The organism is Streptomyces sp. NPDC102259 (assembly GCF_044766465.1).
Taxonomy (GTDB): domain Bacteria; phylum Actinomycetota; class Actinomycetes; order Streptomycetales; family Streptomycetaceae; genus Streptomyces.
In genome coordinates this window covers 29393-53524 of record NZ_JBIWMA010000020.1, presented here as the reverse complement: position 1 = coordinate 53524, position 24132 = coordinate 29393, and the positions used below count along the sequence as shown (strand labels likewise).

Sequence of the window (24132 nt, the reverse complement as noted above, 5' to 3'; positions counted from 1 at the left end):
CCGGCCGGGCCGGCTGTCGGTCGGCCCGGCCCGGCCACGGTCCCTCCGACCGAAGACCCGCGGTCCGCCCGGCACGGCGAGCCGGCCCGCGAGGGACTCGACACGGCTCGGGCCCGGCCACCGGGGGAGCGGTGGCCGGGCCCGAGCCGGCGGTCGGGGAGGCCGCGAGGAGGCGCGTGCCCTCAGGTCCGCAGCAGCTTCTTGACGATCTTCCCGGCGGGGTTGCGGGGCACCTGCTCGATGAACTCCACCCGCCGCGGCCTCTTGTAGGGCGCGAGCAACCGTGAGAGGTGGCCCAGCAGTTCCCGAGCCCCGGTGTCCGGCTCGGCCACCACGTACGCCAGCGGCACCTCGCCGTAGTCCTCGTCCGCCATCCCGACGACCGCCGCGTCCCGCACCGCCGGGTGGCTCATCAGGGCGCGCTCGATCTCCGAGGGGTAGACGTTCTGTCCGGCCCGGATGATGACGTCCTTGGTGCGGTCGACGAGGTGGATGCGTCCCGCCTCGTCCACGAAGCCCAGGTCCCCGGTCCTGATCCACCCGTCGAGGTGGATCTCCCGCGTGGCCTCGGGATCGTTCCAGTAGCCCTGCATCACACCGGGCCCGCGCACCACGATCTCGCCGATCTCGCCGCGCGGCGCCTCCGCCCCGTCCGAGCCCACCGCGCGGGCGGACATACCCGGGATCACGCGTCCGCAGGGGATGCGCGCGCAGACGTCCCCGGGCGCGGGGTGCTCGTCGGGGCCGAGGGTCACGAACGGGCCGCCGACCTCCGTCATGCCGTACACCTGCCGGAAGCCGCAGCCGAGGCGCCGTACGGCCTCCTCGTACACGTCCAGCGGCATGGGGGCGGCGCCGTACAGGATCTCCCGGAGCGTGGACAGGTCGGTGCGGTCCGCGCCCTTGGCCTGGAGCATGAAGCGCAGCATCTGCGGGACCATCCACGCGTGGGTCGCCCGGTGCCGCTCCACCGCGGCCAGCGCCCGCTGCGGGGTGAAGCCCGGCATGAGCACGATGGTGGCGCCCGCCGCCATGTAGGTGAGGGACACCACCATGCTGCCGTGGTACAGCGGGCAGCAGTTGACCATCACGATGTCGTCGGTGGGCCGAGCCTGCGCCAGCCAGCCCAGGCCGATGGCGCGGAACGAGGCGTTGTCGACCGTGACGCCCTTGGCCTGCCCGGTGGTCGCCGAGGTGTGCAGCACGGCCACCGGATCGGTGTCGGCCACGGGCGGCAGCTCCCGCCGCGCCGCCACACTGCCCAGCGCCTCGAACACCGGCTTGTCGAACGCCATCGTGATCCGCACCGAAGCGGGAAACTCCGGTTGACGGTCCAGCAGTTCGGACTCGCCGAACACGGCCACCGCGCCGACGCGTGCCACGATGTCGGCGACCTCGGGCACGGCCAGGCTGTGGTTCAGCGGTACGAACAGCGCGCCGAGGCGGGCGAGCGCGAAGTAGGTCTCCAGAACCTCGATACGGTCCTTGGAGAGCACGGCGACGCGGTCACCGTGCTCGATTCCCAACTCCGCCAATCCATGCGCGAGTTCGAGCGTACGGTCGTGGAATCGGGCCCAGGTGACCTCGCGCTGCTCGTCGACCAGCGCCGTCCGCCCCGGATAGCACTGCCGGTTGCGTTCCAGCAGCTGCGTGAGCCACATCAGGCACCGCCACCGGCGCCGGCCACGGACCGCTCGGCCACGAAACGCTCGTAGTCGGCGATCGTGTGCAGCTTCTCCATGTCGTCGGCGGTGATCTCCACGCCGGCCCGCTGCTCGACGAGCAACACCAGCCGCACCAGATCCCCGGAGTCGATGCCGCTCGCGGCGAGGTCGAGGTCGTCGCCGACCCGCCCGGCGTCGGCGAACTCCTCCGTGCCGGTCAGCTCGACCAGCAGCTCCCTGACGGTGCTCATGGTTACCCCTTTCGCCCGGCGAGCCGACCGCCGAGCGGGTCGCGTCCTTCGCCTGTCACCCGAACAAGAGGCGCTCGCGTCGATCCGCAATCCCCGCACCCCCGCGTGACATGTGTCACGCGCCCATGCGTGCGGCCGGGGGATTGCGGGCCTCTCGCACGACCTCTTTCCAAGACGGAGGCCGCGCCCGATCCACCGGGCGAGGGGGGCGCCACGGCGCCCGGGAAGTGCCGAAGGAGTGATGCCAGTGCCCAGGCAAGGGGTCCGGTTCCGGGGCGCGTACGTTCCCGAACCGGCGTGGACCGGCCGGGGAGGAGCGGCATGAGCGCACCAGGGCCCGCCGGCACCGCGACCACCGACGAGGTCGAACCGATGGACCGCTTCGAGGCGCTCGTCGGCGCCGGCGAGGCAGTCGAACCGCGCGACTGGATGCCCGACGGCTACCGACGCATGGTGCTCCGGCAGCTCGCACAGCACGCCCACTCCGAGATCATCGGCATGCAGCCGGAGGGCGCCTGGCTCACCCGGGCGCCCTCCCTGCACCGCAAGTCGGTGCTCATCGCCAAGGTCCAGGACGAGGCCGGCCACGGGCTGTACCTGTACTCCGCCGCCGAGACGTTGGGCGTGGACCGCGCCGATCTGCTGGACGCCCTGCACCAGGGCCGCCAGCGCGCCTCGGCGACCTTCAACCACCCGGCGCTGACCTGGGCGGACACCGGCACCATCGCCTGGCTGACGGACGGAGCCGCCGTCATCAACCAGGCTCCGCTGTGCCGCACTTCGTACGGGCCCTACGCGCGGGCCATGCGGCGCGTCTGCCAGGAGGAGGCTTTCCACGTACGGCAGGGCTACGACCTGATACGTGCCCTGTGCGAGGGGACCCCGGCACAGAAGGCGATGGCGCAGGACGCGGTGGACCGCTGGTGGCTGCCGGCCGTGGCGCTGATGTTTGGCCCGCCCGACACCGAGGCGGGCGGCGCCGACGCGCGCACCGCGGCGGTCGGCGCCGCGGTCTCACGCCGTGCCATGGCCTGGGGCATCAAGCGGCACACCAACGACGAGCTGCGCCAGCGCTTCGTCGACAGCTGCGTCCCGCAGGCCGAACGCCTCGGCCTGACCCTGCCCGACCCGGTCATCCGCTGGAACGAGGAACGCGGCCACTACGACTTCACCCCGGTCGACTGGGACGTCTACCGGCATGCGCTCGGCGAGGACACCCACTGGGCCCGCCGGCGCGTCGCCCACCGGCGCGCGGCGCACGAGGAAGGCGCCTGGGTACGGGAGGCCGCCGCAGCGTACGCCGCCCGCACCCGGGACCGCGACGCGGCGGCCGACCCGGACGCCGGTGAGCGCGGACACGACCGCATGGAGGCACAGTCATGAGCAGCGGGCAGCCCGAGGGCGCCCCCGGGTCCTGGGAGGTCTTCCTCCGGCCCCGGCGCGGACTCTCCCACCAGCACGTGGGCTCGGTACGCGCCTACGACCCGGACACCGCCCTGCTCAGGGCGCGTGACCTCTACACCCGCCGGGGGGACCCGCTGTCGCTGTGGGTGGTCCGCTCGGACGCGGTGCACACCGCCTCCCCGGACGAACGCGACCCGTACTTCGCCAACGCGCGGCACAAGCCGTACCGCTACCCGCAGCAGTTCGTGCCGCTGACGACCGAGAGGGTCCCCGACGGTGGCCACGACGACTGAGCCGGCAACCCCCACCGCGGCGGGCCGCACCGACACCCGGCTCGCCGTCCAGCTGTTGCGCCTCGGCGACGACGCCCTCGTCCTCGGACAGCGGCTGTGCCAGTGGATCACCCGGGCGCCCACCATCGAGGAGGACCTGGCGCTGTCCAACATCGCCCTGGACCTCATCGGCCAGGCCCGGCTGCTGCTCACTCTCGCCGGCCGCCTCGACGGCACCGGACGCGACGAGGACGACCTCGCCTTCGCCCGGACCGACCGAGAGTTCACCAACGCCCTGCTCACCGAGCTGCCCAACGGCGACTTCGCGACCACCGTCGCCCGGCAACTCGTCTACACCCACTACGCCGTGGCGTACTACGAGGCGCTGGGCGGCTGTGCCGACCCCGAACTGGCCGCGTTCGGGCAGCGGGCCGCCAAGGAGGTCGCCTTCCACCGGCTGCACGCCGACACCTGGACCGAGCAGCTCGGCCTCGGCACCCCCGAGAGCGCCCGCCGGATGCAGCGGGGCCTCGACCTGGTGTGGCCGTACACGGCGGAACTCTTCGACGAGGACGACCCGGTACGCGACCTCGCCGCCGCCGGCACGGCACCCTCGCCCGCCCCGCTGCGCCCGGGGTGGGAGCAGAGCACGACGGAGGTGATCACCCGGGCCGGACTCACCGTTCCGGCTCCTGGATGGTGGGCCCGAGGCGGCCGGGCGGGCCTGCACACCGAGGAGTTCGCCTCTCTGGTCGCCGAACTCCAGTCGGTGCGCCGCCAGTTCCCCGGAGGCACCTGGTGACCGCCGTCAAGGCCCTTTCGGTGGCGGAGGTCCGCGCCCGGGTGGAGGCCGTGCCGGACCCGGAGCTGCCCTTCCTCGCCCTCGGCGACCTCGGTGTGATCGGCTCGGTCGCCCCCGGCGCCGACGGACGTCTCGAGGTGGAGTTCACCCCCACGTACCTGGGCTGCCCGGCACTGGCCTCCATGGCGTCCTCGATCCAGGAGGTCCTGGCGGACTGCGGCCACCCCGACGCCCGGGTACGGCAGGTGCTGTCCCCGGCGTGGACGACGGACCGCATCACCGAGGCCGGCCGCGCCGAACTCGCCGCCCACGGCATCGCCCCGCCCACGCCCGCACCGGACGACGGCCCGGTCCTCGTCCGGCTCATCGGGGTGCCCTGCCCGCACTGCGGCTCCCGGGCCACCCGGCCGCACAGCGTGTTCGGCCCCACCCGCTGCCAGTCGATGCTGCGCTGCACCGCGTGCGCCGAGCTGTTCCCCCACCTGAGCGCACTGTGAGGCCCCGCGTGAACTCCGTCGCCCCGACCCATGGCGCCCGCCGGCGCACCGGCTGGCACCGGCTCCCGGTCACCGCCGTCCAGTACCTCACCAGGAACGCCGTCGCCGTCACCCTGGATGTGGCGGCCCCCCTGCGGGACACCTTCGCGCACCGGCCCGGCGAGCACGTCGTCGTTCGGCACCACCGCGCGGGCGAGGAACTGCGCCGCAGCTACTCGGTGTGCCCCCCGCCCGAGGACCCCGGCGCGCTACGGCTGGTCATCAAGAAGGGCGCCCCGGACGGCTTCGGCGCGTACGCCCTGACCCGCCTGGCGCAAGGCGACCGCCTCGAACTCTCCGCGCCCACCGGTGCCTTCACCCTGCCCGAGCGGCCCGGAGCCCACCATGTGCTGATCGCCGGCGGCTCCGGCATCACCCCGCTCGCCGCCATGGCCGCGGGCGCCCTGCGCACGGACCCGACATGCCGGGTCCTCCTCGTCCACTCGGTGCCCACGGCCGCGGACGCCCTGCTCGCCGACGAACTCGCCCTGCTCAAGGACGCGTTCCTCGACCGACTCACCGTGCTCCACGTACTCACCCGCGAAGGGCGCCCGCCCCTGGGCGGCCGGATCGGCGCCGCCGACCTGCCGCGTCTGCTCGCCGCGCTGGACACCCGGCCCGGCCCGGACACCACCTTCGCCCTGTGCGGTCCGGCCGGCCTGGTCGCCACCCTCCGCCAGGCGCTGACGGACGCGGGAGCCGACCCGGCCCTGGTCCGCTCCGAGCTGTTCGCCCTCGGCGACACTCCGCCCACCCCTCCCGCGGCCGGCGCCCCTCCCGCAGCCGGTGCGCCGCGCACTCCTGAGGGCACCCGTGTCACCGCCCTGTACGACGGCCACCGCCGGCTCGTCACCGCCGGGCCCCGGGACCCCGCTCTCCTCGACGCGCTGCTGCGCGACCACCCGGACGTGCCCTACGCCTGCCGCGAGGGCATCTGCGGCAGCTGCCGCGCCAAGGTCCTCACCGGGGAGGTCGCGACCGGTGCCCAGTACGCCCTGGACGCCGGGCAACTCGCCGCCGGCTACACGCTCACCTGCCGCGCCAGGCCCCTCGGCGCCGAGGTCACCGTCGACTTCGACGCATGACGGACATCGGCGCCGGCACCCACCCATCCCAGCAGAAGGAGAACACGATGACCACCCCCCTGCGGCACGCGGGCAGGACCGCATTGGTCACCGGCGGCAGCCGCGGCATCGGCCGGGCCGTCGCCCGCCGACTGGCCGGCGAGGGCGCCCTGGTGGCCGTCCACTACGGACACGACCGCGAGGCGGCCGAGCGCACCGTCAAGGAGATCGAGGCCGACGGCGGACACGCCTTCCCGGTCCACGCCGAACTGGGCGTGCCCGGCGACGCCGACACCCTCTGGACGGCCTTCGACCACGCCCTCTCCCAGCAGGACGCCGCACCCGGCCTGGACATCCTCGTCAACAACGCCGGCATCACCGTCCCGCGCCGGATCGCGGACGTCACCGAGGACGACTACGACCGGGCGTTCGCGATCAACACCAGGGCGCCGTTCTTCATCGTTCAGCGCGCTCTGGACCGGCTGCGCGACGGCGGCCGGATCGTGAACGTCTCCTCGGTCGCCACCCGGGTCGCCTTCCCGCCGATCATCGCCTACACCATGACCAAGGCCGCCCTCGACTACCTCACCCTGGCCCTCGCCCAGGAGCTGGGACCGCGGGGCATCACGGTGAACAGCGTCGCCCCCGGCTACACCGAGACGGAGATCAACCCGACGCTCGCCGTCCCGGAGATCCGCCGGCGGTACGAGGCGGCCTCCGTGTTCGGCCGGCTCGGCGCCCCCGCGGACATCGCCGACGTCGTGTCCTTCGTGGCGAGCGACGACGCCCGCTGGGTGACCGGCCAGTGGATCGACGCCTCCGGCGGAGTCCACCTCGGTCCGTGAGTCCCGCGCCCTACCCGCCGCGCCGCCCGCGGCAGCATTAGGAGGCCCCCACCATGAACGACGGCACGTCCGCACCGGCCCGGCAGGCCGCGGACGACCCACTGACCCGGCCCTCGGACGGTGCCAGCCCCTACGACGCCTATGTGCACGCGTCCGTCCTCAACCACCTCCAGCAGCCCCTCACCGAGGCGCCCGACGAGATGGGTTTCGTCGTCACCACCCAGGTGATGGAGCTGTGGTTCACGTTGATCGTCCACGAATGGCGCACCGCCGGCACGGCCTTCGCCAAGGACGACCTGGACGCCGCCCTGGACGCCCTGACGCGCAGCCGCCGCGCCCTGACCGCCCTCAACGCCACCTGGGCCCCGCTGGCCGCCCTGACACCCGCCCGGTTCAACGGCTTCAGAGCCGCGTTCGGCAACGCCTCGGGCTTCCAGTCCGCGATGTACCGGCACCTGGAGTTCCTGCTCGGCGACAAGTCCGAAGCGATGCTCCGCCTGCACCAGGGCGACGCCGCCGTGCACGAGGCGCTCAGCGAGACATACCGCCAGCCGTCCCTGTACGACGAGGTGCTCGGCTGTCTGCACCGGCGAGGACTGCCGGTGCCGGAGCACGTTCGGGAACGGGACGTGAGCGCGCCCTACACGGCGGACCCGGGCGTCGTGGAGGTGTGGCGGCTGATCTACTCCGGCCCCCAGCACCATCCGCTGCTCGTCCTCGGCGAACTGCTCACCGACATAGCCGAACTCGTCCTGCGCTGGCGCTTCGACCACGTCATGGTCGTCCGCCGGGCCATGGGCGCCAAGAGCGGCAGCGCCGGCTCCACGGGCCTGGCCTGGCTCGAACAGCGCGCGACGCGCCCGGTGTTCCCGGAACTGTGGGAGGTGCGCGGTGGGATCTAGGGTGATCTCCGCCTTCGCGGCGGAGGAGGAGAAACGGGTACTGAGCCTGAAGCCGGTGCTCGCTCCCGTCCACGGCCGCTACGGCGACCACCCGCACCAGGCCTACGACGCCTGGCCGGCCAGGGATCCCGGCGCCCCGCTGGTGATCCTGCTGCACGGCGGCTACTGGCGCTACGACCGCATGCACCTCACTCCTTTCGCGGCCTACCTGTCCCAGCAGGGCTTCGAGGTGCTGCTGCCGGGCTTCCGCCGCTCCGGCGGCGCCGGCGGCCACCCGGAGACCTTCGACGACGTGGCCCGGATCGTGGACACCCTGCCCGACGGGCGGCCGTACATCCTCGCCGGTCACTGCTCCGGCGGCCACCTGGCCCTGTGGTGCGCGGCCCGCGGCCTGCTGCCCGACGGCTCGCGCTGGCACACCGACACCCTCCCGACGGGCGTGCTGGCGCTCGCCCCGATCACGGACCTCACCGCCACCCGCCGGGACGGCCTCAGCAACGGCGCGGCCCTGCAACTCCTCGGGGGCGAGGACGTGTTCGAGGAGCGGCTGCCCGCCGTCGACCCCCTCACCCTGCTGCGCGAGACCGGTACCACCGGTGTGCCGACGGTGCTGCTGCACGGTGCCGTGGACGAGGAGGTCCCCCTCACCCAGTTCGCCGACTACGCGGCCGTGCACCAGGACCTGAGGACGGTCGTGCTGCCCGGCACCGGCCACTACACGCTCATCGAACCCGGCGCGCCCGGAGCCCGCGCGGTCGCCGACACCCTTCGGGAGATGTCCGCCGACTTCGGCGCTCGGCGCACCGGCACCGACGCCGGGAGGGCCACGCACCGATGACCGCCGCCACGCCGCTCGAAGACCGGGCCGCCCAGGCCGACGCCGAGGATGCCCTGGCCCCGCTGGCCGAGCGGTTCGTGCTCCCCGAGGGCGTCATCTACCTCGACGGCAACTCCCTGGGCCCGCTGCCCGCCGCCGTCCCGCCCGCCCTGGCGGACGTCGTGGCCCGCCAGTGGGGCACCGGCCTGATCAACTCCTGGAACGACAACGGCTGGTGGGACGCGCCGCTGCGGATCGGCGACACCATCGGCCGCCTCGTCGGCGTCGCGCCGGGACAGACGGTGGCGGGGGACTCCACCAGCGTGCAGTTGTTCACCGCGCTCAGCGCGGCCACCGCACTGCGCCCCGACCGGCCCCTGCTGGTCACGGACCCCGGCCATTTCCCCACCGACCGCTACCTCGCCGACGCGGTGGCCCGCCGCCAGAACGCCCTGGAGGTGCGCCTGATCCCCCCGGCCGGCCTGGAGAAATTCCTCGCCGAGCACGGCTCCCGGGTGGCGGCGGTCAGCTACTCACCGGTCGACTTCCGCACCGGCGAGCTGTGCGACATGGCCGCGCTGACCGAGGCCACGCACCGTGCCGGCGCGCTCGCGGTATGGGACCTGTGCCACGCCGCCGGGGCGATGCCGCTGCACCTCGACGCCCTGGAGGTGGACCTCGCCGTCGGCTGCGGCTACAAGTTCCTCAACGGGGGCCCCGGCGCGCCCGCCTGGCTCTACGCCGCCCGCCGTCACCACGACGCCCTCGACACCCCCCTGACCGGATGGAACGGCCACGCGAGCCCCTTCGCCATGGATCGGGACTACACACCCGCCCCGGGCATAGCCCGCGCCCGTATCGGCACCCCGCCCATCCTGTCCCTGCTCGCCCTGGAGGCGGCACTCACCGTCTTCGAGGACGTGGACCTGGCGCAACTGCGCGCCAAGAGCGTGTCGTTGACGGAGTTCTTCCTGACCTGCGCCGAAGAACTGCTCACCCCGCTGGGCATCACCCCGGTGACGCCCCGGGACGCGGCCCGTCGGGGCAGCCACGTGTCCCTGCGCCACCCGCATGCCCGCGGTCTGACACGGGCCCTGGCGGACCGGGGCGTCGTCATCGACATGCGCACCCCCGACCTGCTCCGCTTCGGCGTCAACGCGCTCTACACCACGCACACGGAACTGCTCACTGCCGCACAGTGTTTGCGGACCATCGTGCGCGAGTCGTCCTACGACCCCGCGCCGCCGCGGCCGGGCCCGGTCACCTGAGCCTGTTCCCTGACCTCAATGCCATTGACTCAAAGCCAAGGCGACGGACCAAGGGGACCGACGCTCGGCCGAGCCGAGCGCGCTCGGCCGCACGAGACCCCGCCCCATCACCCGCCCGAAGCGACGACTCGACTACGCTCGATACCACCCCAATCGGCAGCTGGAACCGACAACAGGCCCAGCGATCCCAAACTGGTCGAAACACCCGATGGGGGTGCGCTCCCCATGGAATGCTGCGGCCATAGTTCCTCTCCTCGGCTAGGAGAACCATGAGCACCACACTTCAACGGCGCACGTTCGGCCGCAGCGGTCGGCGAAGCGATGACAGCGTCGAGGCCCCCTACGCCATCTCCCTCGGCCGGTCCGCCCGTTGACGCCGACAGAAGTGTGGGGGGTGGACTGCTCGGTTCGGATCACGAACCGCTGGCAGTGCCAGGGCTGTGGCGAGGAAGCCCTGGACAACACGTACATGGTCGTCGACGCGCTCGCCCGGCCGGACTTGGTGCGGGGTGTCCTCGCCGGCGAGGTTCCGGCCGTCACCTGCCCGTCGTGCGGGGTGAGAAAGGTCCAGCCCTTCCCTCTGCTGGTGTACCGCGCCACGTCGGATCGGCAGTTGGTGTACTTCTGCCCGCCGCACACGGTGCCGGAGACCGACGAGGCCAACAAGCAGCTGTACATGGACGCGCTGCTCGACCGACTCGGGCCAGTGAGCGCGGCGGAGGCGGAGGCGAGCGGCGTCATCTCCGTGCCGTTCGACGCGGCACACGGTCTGCTGGCGTCCACGGCGCGCGACGACTCGGCCGGCCCGGGACCGCGTGTGTGCAGGGTCAAGCCCAAGCGCTCGGCACCACCGCCCGAGGTGCTGCGGATCGGCGACGAACTGGTGGCGTCGGGGCGCGCCGGGCTCGGCCGGTCGCTGAGCGACAGACCGCTCGCGGCGGAGTTGTCACGCTTGGCGGAACAGGGGTTGGAACTACTCGGAGACCGTGACCAGCCGGAGTTACGGACCGAGCTCGAAGTGACTCTCGGTATGACGCTGAGCAGTGTGAACCGTGGCCAGGACGTCGTCGGCCTCGAACGGGCCATAGGTCTGCTGCTGCGTGGCGCGAACGCCGTCTCGAGGGAGGAGGACCCTGCACGCTGGGCCGCGATCCGCTACGAGCTCGGACGCGCCTACGGTCAGCGCTACACGGGCGACGTCCGGGCCAATCAGGAGCTGGCGATCCGTCACCTGCGGGCTGCTCTGGAGGAGGTGGGGCCCGAATCGAACCCTGAGACGTGGGCGCGTGCCCGGAGCGAGCTGGCGAAGGTGCTCGTCGATCGGGGCTCACAGGCCGCGTCAGGCCAGATCGAGGAGGCCATCGCCCTTCTGACACCGGTCGTCACCCGACTCGACCCCGCCGAGACCAAGGAGCTGTGGTGTGACGCCCAGAGTCTGCTCGCGGGCGCGTACAACGTACGGCAACAGGGCGACCCGGCCGTGAACAATGAGCACGTGCTTCGGCTGTACGAGCAGTTGAACGAGATCGAATCGGAGGAGACCGCCCCCGAGCAGTGGGCCAACACCCAGGCCAGGCTGGCCGTCTCACTGTCCAAGAGGACTCGGGGCGACCGACGGCGGAACAGTCTTCGCGCACGCGAGCACCTGCTGCGGGCGCTCGCCGTCTACGAGCGCGTGGGCGACCGCGCCGAGGCGTCCAGTACCTACGACAAACTGGCCATCGCCGCAGGCGACCTCGGCGAGTACGACGAGGAGATCCGGCTCCACGAAGCCGCGCTCGTGGACCGGGACAGGAACAGCGCTCCCCATCTATGGGCACGCAGCATGTCGAAGCTCGGTTGGTCGATGCTGCGGCAAGCCGGGAAGGACGACGCCGTGGACCCGGTGGCGCTGGGACGGCGCGGGCTGCGGCACATCGAGGACGCGGTCGCGGCATACGAGGGCCTCCCGATCCGGTTCGAACTCGGCTTCCAGCTGGCCTCCTTGGCGGAGGCGTACCGCGTCGGCCGCGACCTGGACCCGGCGCGGGAATCCGAACTGCGCGAACGGGAACTGTCGGCGCTCCGCAAAGCGGTGGCGCAGGCGTACGGTCGCTCCGACCTGCTGAAAGTCGCGGCGGACAGACTCGGTGACGTGCTCGCCGAGCAGGCCGACTGGTCGAAGGCGGCCGACGCGTACCTGCGGGCGGTGGAGGCCGACGACGAACTCTTCCGCGCCTGTCTCGTGAGCGCCTCACGTCAGCGGCGACTGCGTTCGGCAAGTGATCTGCACCAGCGGGCCGCCTACGCGCTGGCCCGGGCAGGCCGACTGGAGGAAGCCGTGCTGTGTCTGGAACGAGGCAGGACACGCACCTTCAATCTGACCCTCGCACCGGACCACGATCAGCTCCACCAGCTCGCGCGGACGGACCCGGACGTCCACGCCTCCTATGTGCGGGCCGCCGAGGCCGTACAGACGCTGGAAGCCCGCAACCGGAAGCTGGGCCGTTTCGAACTTCCCGAGGACGGCGGCCGGGAGCTGGATCTCGCCGAGTACGAGCTGGGCGGACTTCTCGACGAGGCCAGAGCGGAACTGGCCACCGCCCTGGCGCGAGTCCGGACCCTGCCCGGCATGGACTCCTTCCTGCGGGAGATGACACCGGGCGACGTGATGGGGGCGGCCCGCCCGGGAGAGCCGCTGTGCTACCTGGCCGCCACGCAGAGCGGAAGCATGTCCCTGATCGTCCGCCACCCGAGCGACCCCGGACCACGACTGGAAGCTGTGTGGCATGCCCTGACCAGCGCGGGCGCCGAGGCCCTGGCGCGCGAAGCGGCCCGGGCGGGGCGTGAGAACGGACGGGGGCTGCGAGAGCTGTTGTCCAGGCTCGGGCAGGAGCTGATCGCACCGCTCGTCGAGGCTCTCGGCGCCGTGGCCGGTGTGGTGGTGGTCGCCTGCGGCCCTACGGCCCACCTGCCGCTGCACGCCGCGACACTTCCGGCGACCGGCGAACCGCTCCTCACGACGCACACGGTCGCCTACGTTCCGTCCGTACGACTGCTCCGCACGGCCAGGCGACGGTCCGTGCGGACCTCGGCGCCGGTTCTCGTGGCGGCGTTCGACTCGAGCAGCCAGGACGGCGGAATCCTCGCGGAACAGGAGGCGGACGCGCTCCGACTCCTCTTCGCCCCGGTCGGCGAGAGCCGATACGTATCCGGGAACACGCGGGCGACGGGACGTCTGCTCGACGCCCTGCCCGCCGGTACGCACGTCCACCTGGCATGTCACGGTGCGTACGACCCCGTCGATCCGCTGGCGTCCGGCCTCGATCTCGGCGCGGCACGCATCACCCTGGCCGATCTGCTCGACGCACGGCCTCGACCGCTGGAACACGCCCGGTTGGTGACCCTGTCCGCCTGCGAGTCCGGAGTCGTCAGCACCCGACTGCCGGACGAGGCGATCGGGCTGCCGACCGGCATCCTGCTGGCCGGTGGAGCCGGCGTGGTCTGCACACGCTGGGAGGCTCGCGACACCGCGGCGGTGCTGTTGATGATCGCGTTCTACCGGAGGTTGCTCGGCCACGACATCGAACCGCCGCCGTCGGACGAACCGCCGGGCGCTCCCGCGATGCCCACGCCCGCGCAAGCGCTGCGGCGCGCCCAGCTGTGGCTCCGCTCGGCGACCACGGGTGAACTGCTCGGCCAGGACTGGCTGCCCGCCGAGATCCGGCGGCGGCTGATGTCCGACGGTGTGCCCGAGCGTCCCTTCCGGCACCCCTACCTCTGGGCGCCTTTCACCCTGGTGGGGGTGTGATGACCGAACGGACCGACCCGGACCCGGAAGTCCCCGAGCAGATGCCCGCCTACCAGTGGATCGCCCATCTGGAGATGGCGACACGCGTCGTCCGCCCCGCGCCCCGGGGCAGCGACCTGGCCCACCTGCTCGGCTACCTCTGCTTGTACTACGCCGAAGAGGAACGCTACGACGAGGCGATCGCCGCCGGGCAGCGGGCGCTGCGGATCGCGGTGAACGAGGCCGCCGAGAATTCCGCGCTTCGGGGGCACGTCCTGCTCAACCTGGGCGTCGCCCATAGCCGTTCAGGTGATCTGGACAAAGGCCTCGCCCACTACCTGGAGAGCTGGAAACACGCCCGCCGGTCCGGTGACGAGGGAACCTCGTCGAAGGCCGGCGCCAACGCGCTGCTGGTGCTGGAGTCCGGACGACCGGTCGAGACGGCCGAGTTCGCCTTCCTCGAGGAATGCCGTGTCGTCGGCGAGGCGACGGACAGACGGCCGGAGGCGGTGCGGGCCTCCCGGCTGCTCGGTGAGGCCCTGCTCGCTCGCGGGCGCCCGGTGGACGCGATCGCCCTCCTGGACCGCGTCCTGGTACTGGCCGAGTCTCTCCGCGGTGCCCGGACCGTGCGTCGGGAGACGGTACAACTTCTCGAGGAGGCGGACCGGCGGCTCGGCGACCGGGCCGACGTGCCGCCGCTGGGACCCGGCGTTCTCCGGGAGGTGCGTGCTCTCGTCGACGACGGTGTGGAGAACGTGGCGCGCGGGATCCCGACCCGCACGAGAACGTGCTTCTCACGCGCCCTGACCCTCCTGGAGCGGCGCGGGAGGACGCGCGAACGCGTCCTCGCCGCCTTTCTCATGCTCGTGGTCGCCCGGCTCGCCTGGAACGAGGACGACGAGCAAGCGGCGGCCGAGCTGCTGAGCCGTGCCTCCGAGGAGTTGGAGCTGATCAAGCCGGCGCAGGGAACCTGGGTGAAGACGCGCGCGTTCGGCCTCGAACTGGGCGAACTGAGCGCACTGGCCCACCGGGCGGCCCGCGGTGCGCGCGAACAGAAGGGCGGCGCATGACTCCGAGTACCGTTCAGCAGTTGGCGATCCTTGTGCTGCTGGTCCTGCCCGGCACCTCCTACCTCTTCGCGAGGGAGCGGCTGCTCGGCGTCCGAGAGGCCGAGCAGGAGGCGACCAACCGCTTTCTGCGCGCCCTCGGCGTGGGCGTCCTGCTCGACGCGGTCTATCTGATCGCCGCCGGCCCCCAGCTCGTACGGCTGCTGCGGGGCGACGGGGGAGGATCCCTGGCCGGTGTCGTCGACCGGCCTCGGGCGGTCGGTCTGTGGCTGCTGCTCCTCGTCGTCGTCCTGCCGACGCTTGTGGCATGGGCGGAAGCCGCCCGGGTGCGGCGTCGCCGCGCCGCCGTACTCGATCATCAGGCGCCCACCGCGTGGGACGCCTTCTTCATGGACCGTGGGGCGTGTTTCGTCCGGGTCCGGCTGAAGAACGGCGGATGGGCCGGAGGCTGGTACGGGACGCGCTCACGCGCCTCCATCTATCCGCAGCCTGGCGACCTCTTCCTGGAGTCCCAGTACCACATGGAACCGGGCGGCGCTTTCGGCCCTCGCATGCCCGGCACGGGCGGGTTGTACCTCCGCGCGGCCGACGTGGATCTAGTGGAGATTTACGAACCCCGACCCCGCTCCCAGGGAGACACCGATGACCGGGCGTGAAGCCACCGAATACGACGAACTCGACGACGATATCGACGACTGGGCCGGGCCGCCCCGCGGTTGCTACCACCCCAAGAAGGAGGACGTACCCGAGGACCAGGCCCTTCCCCCCGAGGGGCCGCCCGGCGTCTCCGCCACCGCCGACCGCCCCGCCGAGTGAGCCGCACCGCCTGATCCTCGCCCGGCACGACGGGTGACCACGAGAGGTCCCGGCTCGCCCCGTTTCGCGACCACGGGCCGGGTCCCGCGCCGCCAGAGCAGCGCACCCTGGAGGGCATCGCCCGTGTCACGAGTGCCGACGTCGCGCCTCCAGGAACCGCCGATCGCCCGCCCGCGGCCTGTTCCTCGTCGAGCAGGCGATACAGGTCGGCCAGGGCGTGAGCTGGGGGGGGGGCTCGCGTAGGCGCCGCCGGCGGCACCGCCGAACTGGTCCTGGAGGGGCAGCAGCTGGGGGATCAGCACGGCTGCCGCGCCGCTGTCGTTCAACAGCAGCACCGGCACAAGGGCGGTTCCCGAGGTGGTCGGGCGACCGGATTCGTCCCCCCTTGTCCTCGGCGCGGTTGGGGATGCCCGAGACCGCGATCAGCGGAGTCGGGAGAGCCGGTCGAGGTGGTCTCGGAGCGCACCGAGCGCCCCGAGACCGAGGCGAACCTGACGCACCGGAAGCCGGCCTGCCAGGTACGGGTCAGTTCTGCCTCTTCCGCCGCCACTTCGCGCCGGCTTCTCGTGCCCGGTCGTTCCAGTGGTCCCGCACCCACCCCCACAACAGCGCCACCGGCGCTGCGACCAGGGCGACCAGAAGCGAGTGGTCCCAGGCCATGCCGCCGCGTCCGTATCGGAACATCAGCACGAGCAGCGCATAGACGCCAATGCCAAGTAAGAGAGCCTTCAACGGTTTCGAAAGATACATGGTGTGCGGATACCCGGTGTCCACCGTTACACGACCCATGTCCCCGAACGCGTGGCTGACGCGCGGCAGGAACTGGGTATCTCGTCCTGCAGCGCCCGAACGCTGATCGACAGCAGTTGCAACGCGCCGGTGGCCGACAGGGGCATGCGTTTCGCCTCGGGATCGATCAGCTGTGGGCCGAGCCGTCGGCACCACTCAGTTTCCCTTACCCGACAGGGTGCCTGGACGACCAGCCCATGCAGCGAAGGCGCGGACCGAGGTGTTCTGCTCCCCGGGCCCGCGGGGAGGTGTCCCGGGTCGTCGAGCCGTGGTCCTTGCCGTCGCCGTGGCCACATGTCAGCGTGAGTACCCTCACCCACGCATCACACCAGCCCCGCTGAACTGCGGAAACGAGCACGGCGCAGCCTCAGTGGCCGCCGAGCAGGCCCAGGACGTGGTCATAGTTGCCGTTCGCCTCGGCGAAGCGGAGGAACGTTACGTTCTCAACAAGGATCTCGTGGGCGTCGGGCTGGGTTTCGAGGAGACGCATGACCTCGGAGAGGAAGTCCTCAAGCGGCATGGCGTTCTCGGCGTTCTCCTGGCCCATGAGCGCGGTGCGTACCGCAGGCGGCACGAGTTCCAGCACCTGGATTCCGGTGTCCGCGAGCTGGACGCGGAGGGCGCTGGTCAGCGAGTGGATCGCCGCCGGGATGTTCGGCGGTGATCCGGTCGAGGAGTTCCTTGCGCCGCCCGGCGACGATGACCTTGTTGCCCGCCGCGTGGAAGCGCAGAGCCAGGCCGAGGCCGATTCCGGAGGTGCCGCCGGGAATGAAGATGGTGTTGCCCGAGATTTTCATCGTGCGGTGGCTCACTTTCCGAGCGGCGTGCGGGGGGATGGAGGGGCGACAAGGATGGGAGAGGAGTGGGCCGTGGCTTGAGCGTGTTGTCACGCAGCGGTGGACCGTTGCGGACCGGTGCCTGTCAGCTCGGCGGTGAGGGTCCACAGCTCCCTGGCCGTGTCGGCGTCGAGCCCCGCGGCGGCGGGCTTGCGGATCTTGGGGTGGCCCTTGACGCTGCCGGGGCCGCTCGGGCCGACGTAGGAGTTGCCGGGGATGTCCTGGGTCGCGGCGAAGAGCGACGGCAGCGCGCCGTGCTCGGCGTCGTTGAGCAGGAAACTCAGCGTGCCGAACATCAATCTGCCGGAGAGGGTGTGGCTGACCAGGTTCGTGGCGGCGATCCCGGGGTGCGCGATGATCGACCTGACCGTGCTCCCGGACGCGGTCAGGCGCCGCTGTAGTTCGGTGGAGAACAGGACGAGGTTCAGCTTGGAGTCGTAGTAGGCGTCCATGTCCTTGTAGGGCCGGTTCTGTCCGGTGAGGTCGTCCAGACGTGTCTTGCCCAGCCGGTGCAGTTGCGAGGCCACCGAGACGACCCGGTCGGTGATGTGGGGCAGGAGCAGGTTGGTCAGGGCGAACGGCCCGAAGTAGTTCGTCGCCGTCTGCGCATCGAATCCGTCGGCCGTGCGGGTCAGCGGTACGTTCATGATTCCCGCGTTGTTGATCAGGACGTCGATCGGGCCCGTCCAGCCGGCCGCGAACCGACGGACCGAGGCGAGGTCGGACACGTCCAGCTCACGGACCTCGGTGCGCCCCGGGATGGTGGCGGCGGCCTCCTCGCCCTTGGCCACATTCCGTACGGCAAGGATGACCTGCGCCCCCACCCGGGCCAGCTCCCGCGCGGTGACCAGGCCGATACCGCCCGACGCTCCCGTGATCACCACCGTGCGTCCCGACATGTCGGGCAGATCAGTCGCGGTCCACTTCGTCATGGCTCTCCCGCTCCTTCCGGCACGGGCCGGTGGCCCCGCGCTCACCTTCATCGGCCTCCCTGGCCACTGACCTCAAGTGGACCCGGTCGGCGAGCGCGGGACCAGGGCTGCCTCATCCACTGATCGGCAGACAGTGGATAAGCCTCGACCCGCGCCGTGATACTGGCCAGGGAGATGCCGGCACATCGGTCGTGCCGCAGGAAAGAGACGTCATGAACCGCTCGGAACTCGCGGAATTCCTCCGGGCCAGGCGCGAGGCGCTGCAACCCGAGGACGTCGGACTGCCGCGCGGGCCCCGACGTCGGGTCCGGGGCCTGCGCAGAGAGGAAGCCGCCGAACTCTCCGGCATGTCCACCGACTACTACGCCCGCCTGGAACGGGGAAACGGCCCCCAGCCCTCCGAGCAGATGGCCGCCGCGATCTCACGCGGACTGCGCCTTTCCCTGGCCGAACGCGATCATCTCTTCCTGCTCGCCGGCCACAGCGCGCCCCGCCGTGTGGTCCGCGGTGACCATGTGAGTCCGGGGCTCATGCGCATCATCGACCGGCTTCAGGACACCCCCGCGCAGATCATGGGCCGCCTCGGGGAAACGCTCGTGCAGACCGCGCCCGCCATGGCGCTCCTCGGCGATCAGACCCACTACATCGGCCTGGCCAGGTGCAATGTCTACCGGTGGTTCACCGACGCCTCGTCGAGGCTGATCTATCCCGCCTCCGACCACGCCGTCAACGGGCGCGTCTTCACCGCCCAACTGCACCGCATGGCCGCCCGGCAGGGCCCGCACGGACAAGCGGCGGCCCTCGCTCGTGAACTGCTCGGCAGGAGCGCGGAGTTCGCGGCCATCTGGCACGACCACCAAGTGGGCCTTACCTTCAACTCCGAGAAGCGCGTGATCCACCCCGAGGTCGGAGAACTCACCGTCCACTGTCAGATACTCCTCGACCCCGACCAGGAGCACTCCCTCCTCACCTTCACCGCGACGCCCGGCACGGAAAGCCACGAGAAGCTGCGACTACTGGCGATCATCGGAAACCAGCGCATGACCGGCGGACTGGCCGACCAGGGGCAGGGGCACGGTCAGAAGAACTGAGTGCGTTGTGGCAAACCGGATCTCGTCGAGGTGTGCGGGGCGGTGATCATTTGGACAGAGGTACGGGTGCGTCCGCGGGCATGAAAGAACGGGCCCCTTGGTAGTGACGCGGTTACGACACCCAGCTCTACGGGCACGAGCGCTTCCGGCAGGCCTAGGGAACCTCTCGGAGCAGACCGCGACCGAGCCAGAGATCAGGCCCTTCGTTGTCTGGGTCAGCAGTGTCGGAGCCTCACACTGACTGGTTCGCCGAGAACGATCGTCGCGACCCCAGATGCTCGATCTGGCAGTCCTCGACGACCCTCCCGCCCGGCGCGATGTCCACCACACCGGCCTTCCCCGGATTGGTGACGCGGCAGCCCCGCATGGCCAGCGAACCCGACATCCGGGCCGGTACGGCGGCCCAGCCGGAGCCGACCACCGTGCAGCGCTCCATGGCGACCTGGCCGCGCGGCGCGTCGACCACCGGCACGTCATCGCCGCCGCGCAGCAGGAGACCGGTGAGCATGACCTCCTCGGCCATGACGGTCACCGCGCTTCCTGGGCGGGGGGTTGTTGGATCGTAGACAGAGACGAGTGCGTGGGAACTGACCTCGAGGAGTGGGACGAGAGTCGACCAGGGCGGTCGGTTCGGACCGGACGGCGGTGAGGACAGCGGTACGGCCGGACCGTGTCTGTCGCCGCGGACGCCGCTCCCGCACGATGGAGGCACTGCCCGGTACGAGACGACCGACTCCCCTGGAGGGGCCGTGAGACGTGCGCACACCCGCCTGACGATGTTCACCGCGGTCGTGACAGCGGCGGTCGCCCTGCTGTTCGGCACCGGGACGGGTGCCACAGCCGTCCAAGTGCCCACGATCCGCGGGGGCACCCTGCTGTACGCGGCCACCGGCGCCCGGTGTGTCGTCGGCTTCAACGCGGTGAGCGGGACCGACCACTACGCCGTGATGGCCGGCCACTGCTCCGGCACCAACTCCACCACCTGGTACGCGGACGCGGCCCATACCCTGCCCCTCGGCGTCACCGCGGGCGCCTCCTACCCGATCGACGACTACGGCGTGGTCCGCTACACCACGAGCGCGCTGGTCCTCCCCGGCGACATCGCGTTGGGCGGGGGCGTCTACCAGGACGTGACCGGGGCGGCTAACCCGGCGATCGGGCAGTCCGTCTGCCACGTCGGACGGACCAGCGGCGTCCACTGCGGGACGGTGACCGCGGTCAACGCCACGGTCAACCACGCCGACGGCACGGTCTACGGTCTGTTCCGCTCCACCGCGTGCTCGGAAGCGGGCGACACCGGGGCGCCGGCCTACTCCGGTTCGGTCGCCCTCGGGTTCGCGGTGGGCTCCTCGGGCAACTGCGCGTCCGGTGGCGTCACCTACTACCAGCCCGTCGCGGAGGTCCTCGCCGTCTTCGGCCTGGCCCTGTACTGACCATCCCCCCGCCCGCCCCACGCCCGACGTGGAGCGGGCGCTTCCTCCCGTACGACCGCGGCCTGACCGTCGAACAGGAGGAGCGAGCCGATGAACTGCCGAGCGTCCCCCGAAGCTTGGTCGACCGCGTCTTGCGTCACCTGTTCCGGACCGGGATCTCCTGGCGCGACCTGTCGGCAGTGGCGCTCAGGAGTCCGTCGTTGCGCTGCTCAGGACATTTGTGAGGCTTCTCGTGGGATATTCGTACTGCGCTACTTGTGCCTCGTGACACTGCACCACGTCTGTCGACTTCCGTAGGCTTGCGGCATGTCCAAATCTTACAAACCAGGACCGGACGATGCCTGGGAAGGCATGGTCGAGGACAAGTCACGAGGCATGCTCGACGGTGCGAACATGTACCACTTCGTGAAGGTGAGGCGTGCGGACGGCGAGTTCATGAAGGTGCGCATCGACCGTGAGCTGTGGAAGTCGATCGCGGTCGGCGATCGCATCGTAAAGCAGCCGGGTAGCGGCCCGGCCAAGGCGTGACTCGTAAGGCTTGTCCCGTAACTGATCTTGAGTCGATGCGCGCGGTCGGCGGCGATGAGATCGACACTCTCCTGTCCTGCGAGCGTGAGGTGTTGCCGGCGATCCCGGGCAGGGAGCGGTGTTCTGCGCAGGTTCTCACCCGCACCGAGGCGGGCGAAGGTGACTCAGCGGGTGAGTCGGCGAGGCAGCGGCACGTGCATGAGGTCCGAACCCATGAGCATCGAGCCGCCGAAGTCGGCGCGGCGCGCACTGTCGCTCAACTGCCGACGCCAGGTCGATTCGGGGACGATGTCCGGGTGTCCGGGACTGAGATGGGTGGCGACCAGGGTGCGCGCCCCGGCCTCGGCGGCGATCCGGCCCAGATCGCTCACGTCCGTGTGCGTGGCGAGGATGTGGTCGATCAGGGCTTGGGGGAGACCGAGCTCGGCCAGCCCACCGGGGTAGAGGGCCTCGTGCACCAGGACACCCACGTCTCGGGAGAGCGTGATGATGTTCGGCGTGGGAGTGGTGTCACCGGAGAAGACGACGCTGCCCAGGTCGGTGTCGAAGCGGTAGGCGTAGGCGGGGAAGACCGCGCCGTGCGGTACCAGGACGGCGGTGACCTTCACGTCGTCGTTCTCCATGACGGTGAAGGGTGGCATCGTCGGCGCCGTGTTCCTGGCCGACGCGCCGGCGGAGGACGGCGGCAGCACGTCATGCACCCGCAGCAGTGACGCCGGGTCGCTCCCGGTGTGTTCGGACATGAAGAAGGTGGGGGAAGCGGCGTAGGCCATCCCGGCCAGCCTGGTCATCTCGACGGTTCCCGGCAGCGGCCCGGGCGCGCCGGCGAGGAGCGAGGGGATCCCGGCCGTGCCGGGGCCGTACACGTCCACCGGATCACGGAACCCCTGGGAGCCGGCGGCACCCGCGGCCAGCAGCGGAAACGAGTAGTAGTCGACGATGTGGTCGGCGTGGAGGTGGGTCAGGAAGATGCCCGCGAGCGACGGCAGAGACAGCCCGGCCCGCATGTACTGGGTCACGGCGCCCCGGCCGCAGTCGACGACATAGGTCCGGCCGTTCACCACAAGCGCCGACGAGATGCCGTAGCGATTCGCCAGCGGCGCCGGCCCGCCATTGGTCCCGAGCAGGTGCAGGGACAGGGGGGAGTCGGGGGAGTACGACGCGGCGGGCAGGTCGGCGAAGAGCGGCGTGGCGGCTCCGGCGCCGACCGCCAAGGCTCGCAGTACCGACCGGCGGGGTGTGTCGGCCGGTACTCGTCGAGGCACTGCGGCCGCGGACTCGGTCGATGTCATGTCGTCTTCGGTTGGGCACATCCTGGGTGGCTCCTCTGCGGCTCCGCACGTGATGACGCAACGGAAGGTTGTTCATGACTGAGCGCGATCGGGGAGCCTGCGGGGTGCAACTTAAGGTGGCGCGACGGGCACCCTGGTGCCTGGGCCAACGAGACGGCCGAACGGGGAGTCGACCTGGCCCGCGTCGTCCTCGATCCGGGAATCGGGGCCCCCTGGCTTGTCAGTAGAGTGGTTTTCCTTTGATTCACTAGATCGATTTAGTTCCCAGGGTGCAGACGCTGACAGTCGCTACGAGCAAGGAGCCGCAATGGCAATCCCGACCCTCCAGGACGGCATCGACAAGGCCGGTTCGCCGATCAAGCTGTTGTGGCAGCCGGATGCCGAGCCATGGACTCCCGAAGTCGTCGAGCGCGAGTACTCCGGCTGGCGTCAGGAGCAGGCCGCCTGGCACGAGGGTGTGGCTCTCCTCAACCTCTCGCACCACATGTACGACATGTGGATCGAGGGTCCGGACGCCACGAAGGTGCTCGCCGAGCACGGGGTCAACAACTTCGAGAAGTTCGCGATCGGGCAGGCCAAGCAGTACGTGCCGGTCACCCGGGACGGCCACATCGTCAGCGATGGGATCCTCGCTCGGAGGGCGAGAACAAGTACCTGCTCAGCGGGATCCCGGCTGCGCAGCACTGGGTGCAGTACCACGCCGAGAAGGGCGGCTACGACGTCGGCTTCGTCACCGACCCGTCCTCCGCCTTTCGCCCGGGCGGGGGCGCGCCGAAGCTGTTCCGGTACCAGATCCAGGGACCGCTGGCGACGGAACTCGTCGAGCGGACCTTCGGCGGGCCGCTGCCGGAGACGAAGTTCTTCCACTCCAGCGCGGTCACCCTCGACGGGCGTCCCATTCGCGCCCTGCGGCACGGCATGGCCGGCCAGGCCGGCTTCGAGTTCATCGGCCCGTGGGAGCACGCCGCGTACGTCCACGAGGCGTTCCTCAAGGCGGGCGAGCCCCTCGGCCTGATCCAGGTCGGGGCCCTGGCGTACGCCACGCCGAGCGTGGAGAGCGGCTGGATCCCCTCGCCGGTGCCCGGCATCTACACCGACCCGGACCTGCTGGACTACCGCAAGTACCTCCCACTCTTCGGTATCGAGGGCAAGCGTCCGCTGAACGGCAGCTATTTCTCGGAGGACATCGAGGACTACTACGTCTCCCCATACGAACTGGGCTACGGGAAGATGATCTCCTTCAACCACGACTTCGTGGGCCGGGACGCCCTGGTGAAGGCCAAGGACGAGCCGCTGCGCGCCAAGGTCACCCTCGTCCTCGACCCGGACGACGTCCGTACCGTCATCGGACAGGGACAGGACCCCGGCTTCGTCCTCTCCTACGCCAGGCACCGGGTGGAGAGCGCCTCCGGTCTGGTCGGTGTGACGATGCAGAGCGCGTCGATCGACCCGGTGGGTGCCGTGCTGGCGCAGACCCTGATCGACGCGGAACACGCCGCCTCGGGCACCGAGGTGACAGTGGTCTGGGGGGAGCACCCCGGTTCGGGCACCGACCCCGAGGCCGACCTCCGCCTGCCCCGCATCCGTGCCACCGTCCAGCCCTCCCCGTTCGATCAGCACGCGCGCACCCTGTCCCGCCGCAACCGCTGACTTCAACCGACTGCACGGCACCGCTGTGGCCCGGCCTGCCCTTTGACGCGACGTCATGGCGCCGGGCCCCCTCGGCGGCGCCGCGGCCAGGCCCCAGGATTCGG

Annotated in this window: 23 protein-coding genes and 2 pseudogenes; 18 read left to right on the top strand and 7 right to left on the bottom strand. The window is 71.1% G+C overall.

Annotated features, from left to right (window positions below; translation table 11 throughout):
• Window positions 1-182: 182 nt before the first annotated feature.
• Window positions 183-1661 (bottom strand): class I adenylate-forming enzyme family protein, encoded by a 1479-nt coding sequence (locus ACIRPU_RS33860; RefSeq protein WP_403874242.1) that lies wholly within the window; start codon window positions 1659-1661, stop codon window positions 183-185.
• Window positions 1661-1915: an acyl carrier protein gene (locus ACIRPU_RS33855; RefSeq protein WP_384109933.1), complete on the bottom strand. Its 255-nt coding sequence runs from the start codon at window positions 1913-1915 to the stop codon at window positions 1661-1663. Before ACIRPU_RS33855 ends, ACIRPU_RS33860 begins: the two co-directional genes overlap by 1 nt.
• Before the next feature lie 321 nt (window positions 1916-2236).
• Here ACIRPU_RS33855 and paaA point away from each other — a divergent pair, with 321 nt between their 5' ends.
• From paaA to ACIRPU_RS33790, 13 genes are all read left to right on the top strand, one after another.
• Window positions 2237-3298 (top strand): 1,2-phenylacetyl-CoA epoxidase subunit PaaA, encoded by a 1062-nt coding sequence (gene paaA / locus ACIRPU_RS33850; protein WP_403874240.1) that lies wholly within the window; start codon window positions 2237-2239, stop codon window positions 3296-3298.
• Entirely contained in the window at window positions 3295-3612 is a 318-nt protein-coding gene (locus ACIRPU_RS33845) for a 1,2-phenylacetyl-CoA epoxidase subunit B (RefSeq protein WP_355709151.1), read from the top strand. Before paaA ends, ACIRPU_RS33845 begins: the two co-directional genes overlap by 4 nt.
• Complete coding sequence (gene paaC, locus ACIRPU_RS33840) at window positions 3596-4393, top strand: 1,2-phenylacetyl-CoA epoxidase subunit PaaC (RefSeq protein ID WP_403874237.1); 798 nt, start codon at window positions 3596-3598, stop codon at window positions 4391-4393. Before ACIRPU_RS33845 ends, paaC begins: the two co-directional genes overlap by 17 nt.
• Window positions 4390-4890, top strand: a complete 501-nt coding sequence (gene paaD, locus ACIRPU_RS33835) for a 1,2-phenylacetyl-CoA epoxidase subunit PaaD (RefSeq protein ID WP_403874235.1) — start codon at window positions 4390-4392, stop codon at window positions 4888-4890. The genes paaC and paaD overlap by 4 nt, the downstream gene beginning before the upstream one ends.
• 8 nt (window positions 4891-4898) lie before the next feature.
• On the top strand, window positions 4899-6014 hold the full coding sequence (locus ACIRPU_RS33830; RefSeq protein WP_403874233.1) for a 2Fe-2S iron-sulfur cluster-binding protein: 1116 nt from the start codon (window positions 4899-4901) through the stop codon (window positions 6012-6014).
• Between the two features lie 47 nt (window positions 6015-6061).
• Window positions 6062-6838 (top strand): SDR family oxidoreductase, encoded by a 777-nt coding sequence (locus tag ACIRPU_RS33825; RefSeq protein ID WP_403874375.1) that lies wholly within the window; start codon window positions 6062-6064, stop codon window positions 6836-6838.
• 53 nt (window positions 6839-6891) lie between these two features.
• A complete protein-coding gene (locus tag ACIRPU_RS33820; RefSeq protein WP_384109946.1) occupies window positions 6892-7740 on the top strand; it encodes a tryptophan 2,3-dioxygenase in 849 nt (282 codons plus the stop codon).
• A complete protein-coding gene (locus ACIRPU_RS33815) occupies window positions 7730-8578 on the top strand; it encodes an alpha/beta hydrolase family protein (RefSeq protein WP_403874231.1) in 849 nt (282 codons plus the stop codon). Before ACIRPU_RS33820 ends, ACIRPU_RS33815 begins: the two co-directional genes overlap by 11 nt.
• Complete coding sequence (gene kynU / locus ACIRPU_RS33810; protein ID WP_403874229.1) at window positions 8575-9825, top strand: kynureninase; 1251 nt, start codon at window positions 8575-8577, stop codon at window positions 9823-9825. The genes ACIRPU_RS33815 and kynU overlap by 4 nt, the downstream gene beginning before the upstream one ends.
• Window positions 9826-10219: 394 nt before the next feature.
• A complete protein-coding gene (locus ACIRPU_RS33805) occupies window positions 10220-13615 on the top strand; it encodes a CHAT domain-containing protein (RefSeq protein WP_403874227.1) in 3396 nt (1131 codons plus the stop codon).
• Window positions 13615-14664: a tetratricopeptide repeat protein gene (locus tag ACIRPU_RS33800; RefSeq protein ID WP_403874225.1), complete on the top strand. Its 1050-nt coding sequence runs from the start codon at window positions 13615-13617 to the stop codon at window positions 14662-14664. Before ACIRPU_RS33805 ends, ACIRPU_RS33800 begins: the two co-directional genes overlap by 1 nt.
• Window positions 14661-15317 carry a DUF6338 family protein gene (locus tag ACIRPU_RS33795; RefSeq protein ID WP_403874223.1) on the top strand — a complete coding sequence of 219 codons (657 nt, stop codon included), beginning with the start codon at window positions 14661-14663 and terminating at the stop codon, window positions 15315-15317. Before ACIRPU_RS33800 ends, ACIRPU_RS33795 begins: the two co-directional genes overlap by 4 nt.
• Window positions 15304-15477 (top strand): hypothetical protein, encoded by a 174-nt coding sequence (locus ACIRPU_RS33790; RefSeq protein WP_355709170.1) that lies wholly within the window; start codon window positions 15304-15306, stop codon window positions 15475-15477. Before ACIRPU_RS33795 ends, ACIRPU_RS33790 begins: the two co-directional genes overlap by 14 nt.
• A gap of 525 nt (window positions 15478-16002) precedes the next feature.
• On the opposite strand, the gene ACIRPU_RS33785 is transcribed toward ACIRPU_RS33790, so the two are convergent.
• From ACIRPU_RS33785 to ACIRPU_RS33775, 3 genes and pseudogenes are all read right to left on the bottom strand, one after another.
• Window positions 16003-16167, bottom strand: coding sequence for a hypothetical protein (locus tag ACIRPU_RS33785; protein ID WP_355709174.1), 165 nt, complete (start codon window positions 16165-16167; stop codon window positions 16003-16005).
• Window positions 16168-16633: 466 nt separating this feature from the next.
• Window positions 16634-17063 (bottom strand): annotated as a pseudogene (locus ACIRPU_RS33780) (hypothetical protein).
• An 89-nt stretch (window positions 17064-17152) separates the two neighbouring features.
• A complete protein-coding gene (locus ACIRPU_RS33775) occupies window positions 17153-18034 on the bottom strand; it encodes an SDR family NAD(P)-dependent oxidoreductase (protein WP_403874220.1) in 882 nt (293 codons plus the stop codon).
• Window positions 18035-18246: 212 nt separating this feature from the next.
• On the opposite strand from ACIRPU_RS33775, the gene ACIRPU_RS33770 reads away from it, so the two are divergent.
• A complete protein-coding gene (locus ACIRPU_RS33770; RefSeq protein WP_403874218.1) occupies window positions 18247-19125 on the top strand; it encodes a helix-turn-helix transcriptional regulator in 879 nt (292 codons plus the stop codon).
• A 232-nt stretch (window positions 19126-19357) separates the two neighbouring features.
• Here ACIRPU_RS33770 and ACIRPU_RS33765 read toward each other — a convergent pair whose 3' ends face one another.
• A complete protein-coding gene (locus tag ACIRPU_RS33765; protein WP_403874216.1) occupies window positions 19358-19657 on the bottom strand; it encodes a hypothetical protein in 300 nt (99 codons plus the stop codon).
• A gap of 217 nt (window positions 19658-19874) precedes the next feature.
• On the opposite strand from ACIRPU_RS33765, the gene ACIRPU_RS33760 reads away from it, so the two are divergent.
• Window positions 19875-20558, top strand: coding sequence for a S1 family peptidase (locus ACIRPU_RS33760; RefSeq protein ID WP_403874214.1), 684 nt, complete (start codon window positions 19875-19877; stop codon window positions 20556-20558).
• 306 nt (window positions 20559-20864) lie between these two features.
• The gene (locus tag ACIRPU_RS33755; RefSeq protein ID WP_403874212.1) at window positions 20865-21086 is read left to right on the top strand and encodes a hypothetical protein; all 222 of its coding nucleotides are present in this window, start codon (window positions 20865-20867) and stop codon (window positions 21084-21086) included.
• A gap of 164 nt (window positions 21087-21250) precedes the next feature.
• Here ACIRPU_RS33755 and ACIRPU_RS33750 read toward each other — a convergent pair whose 3' ends face one another.
• Window positions 21251-22300, bottom strand: a complete 1050-nt coding sequence (locus tag ACIRPU_RS33750; RefSeq protein WP_403874210.1) for an MBL fold metallo-hydrolase — start codon at window positions 22298-22300, stop codon at window positions 21251-21253.
• Between the two features lie 385 nt (window positions 22301-22685).
• On the opposite strand from ACIRPU_RS33750, the pseudogene ACIRPU_RS33745 reads away from it, so the two are divergent.
• Together ACIRPU_RS33745 and ACIRPU_RS33740 are read left to right on the top strand one after the other, a co-directional pair.
• Window positions 22686-22964 (top strand): annotated as a pseudogene (locus ACIRPU_RS33745) (aminomethyl transferase family protein); the annotation flags it as partial.
• Window positions 22965-23065: 101 nt separating this feature from the next.
• Entirely contained in the window at window positions 23066-24028 is a 963-nt protein-coding gene (locus ACIRPU_RS33740) for an aminomethyl transferase family protein (protein WP_403874208.1), read from the top strand.
• Window positions 24029-24132 lie beyond the last annotated feature (104 nt).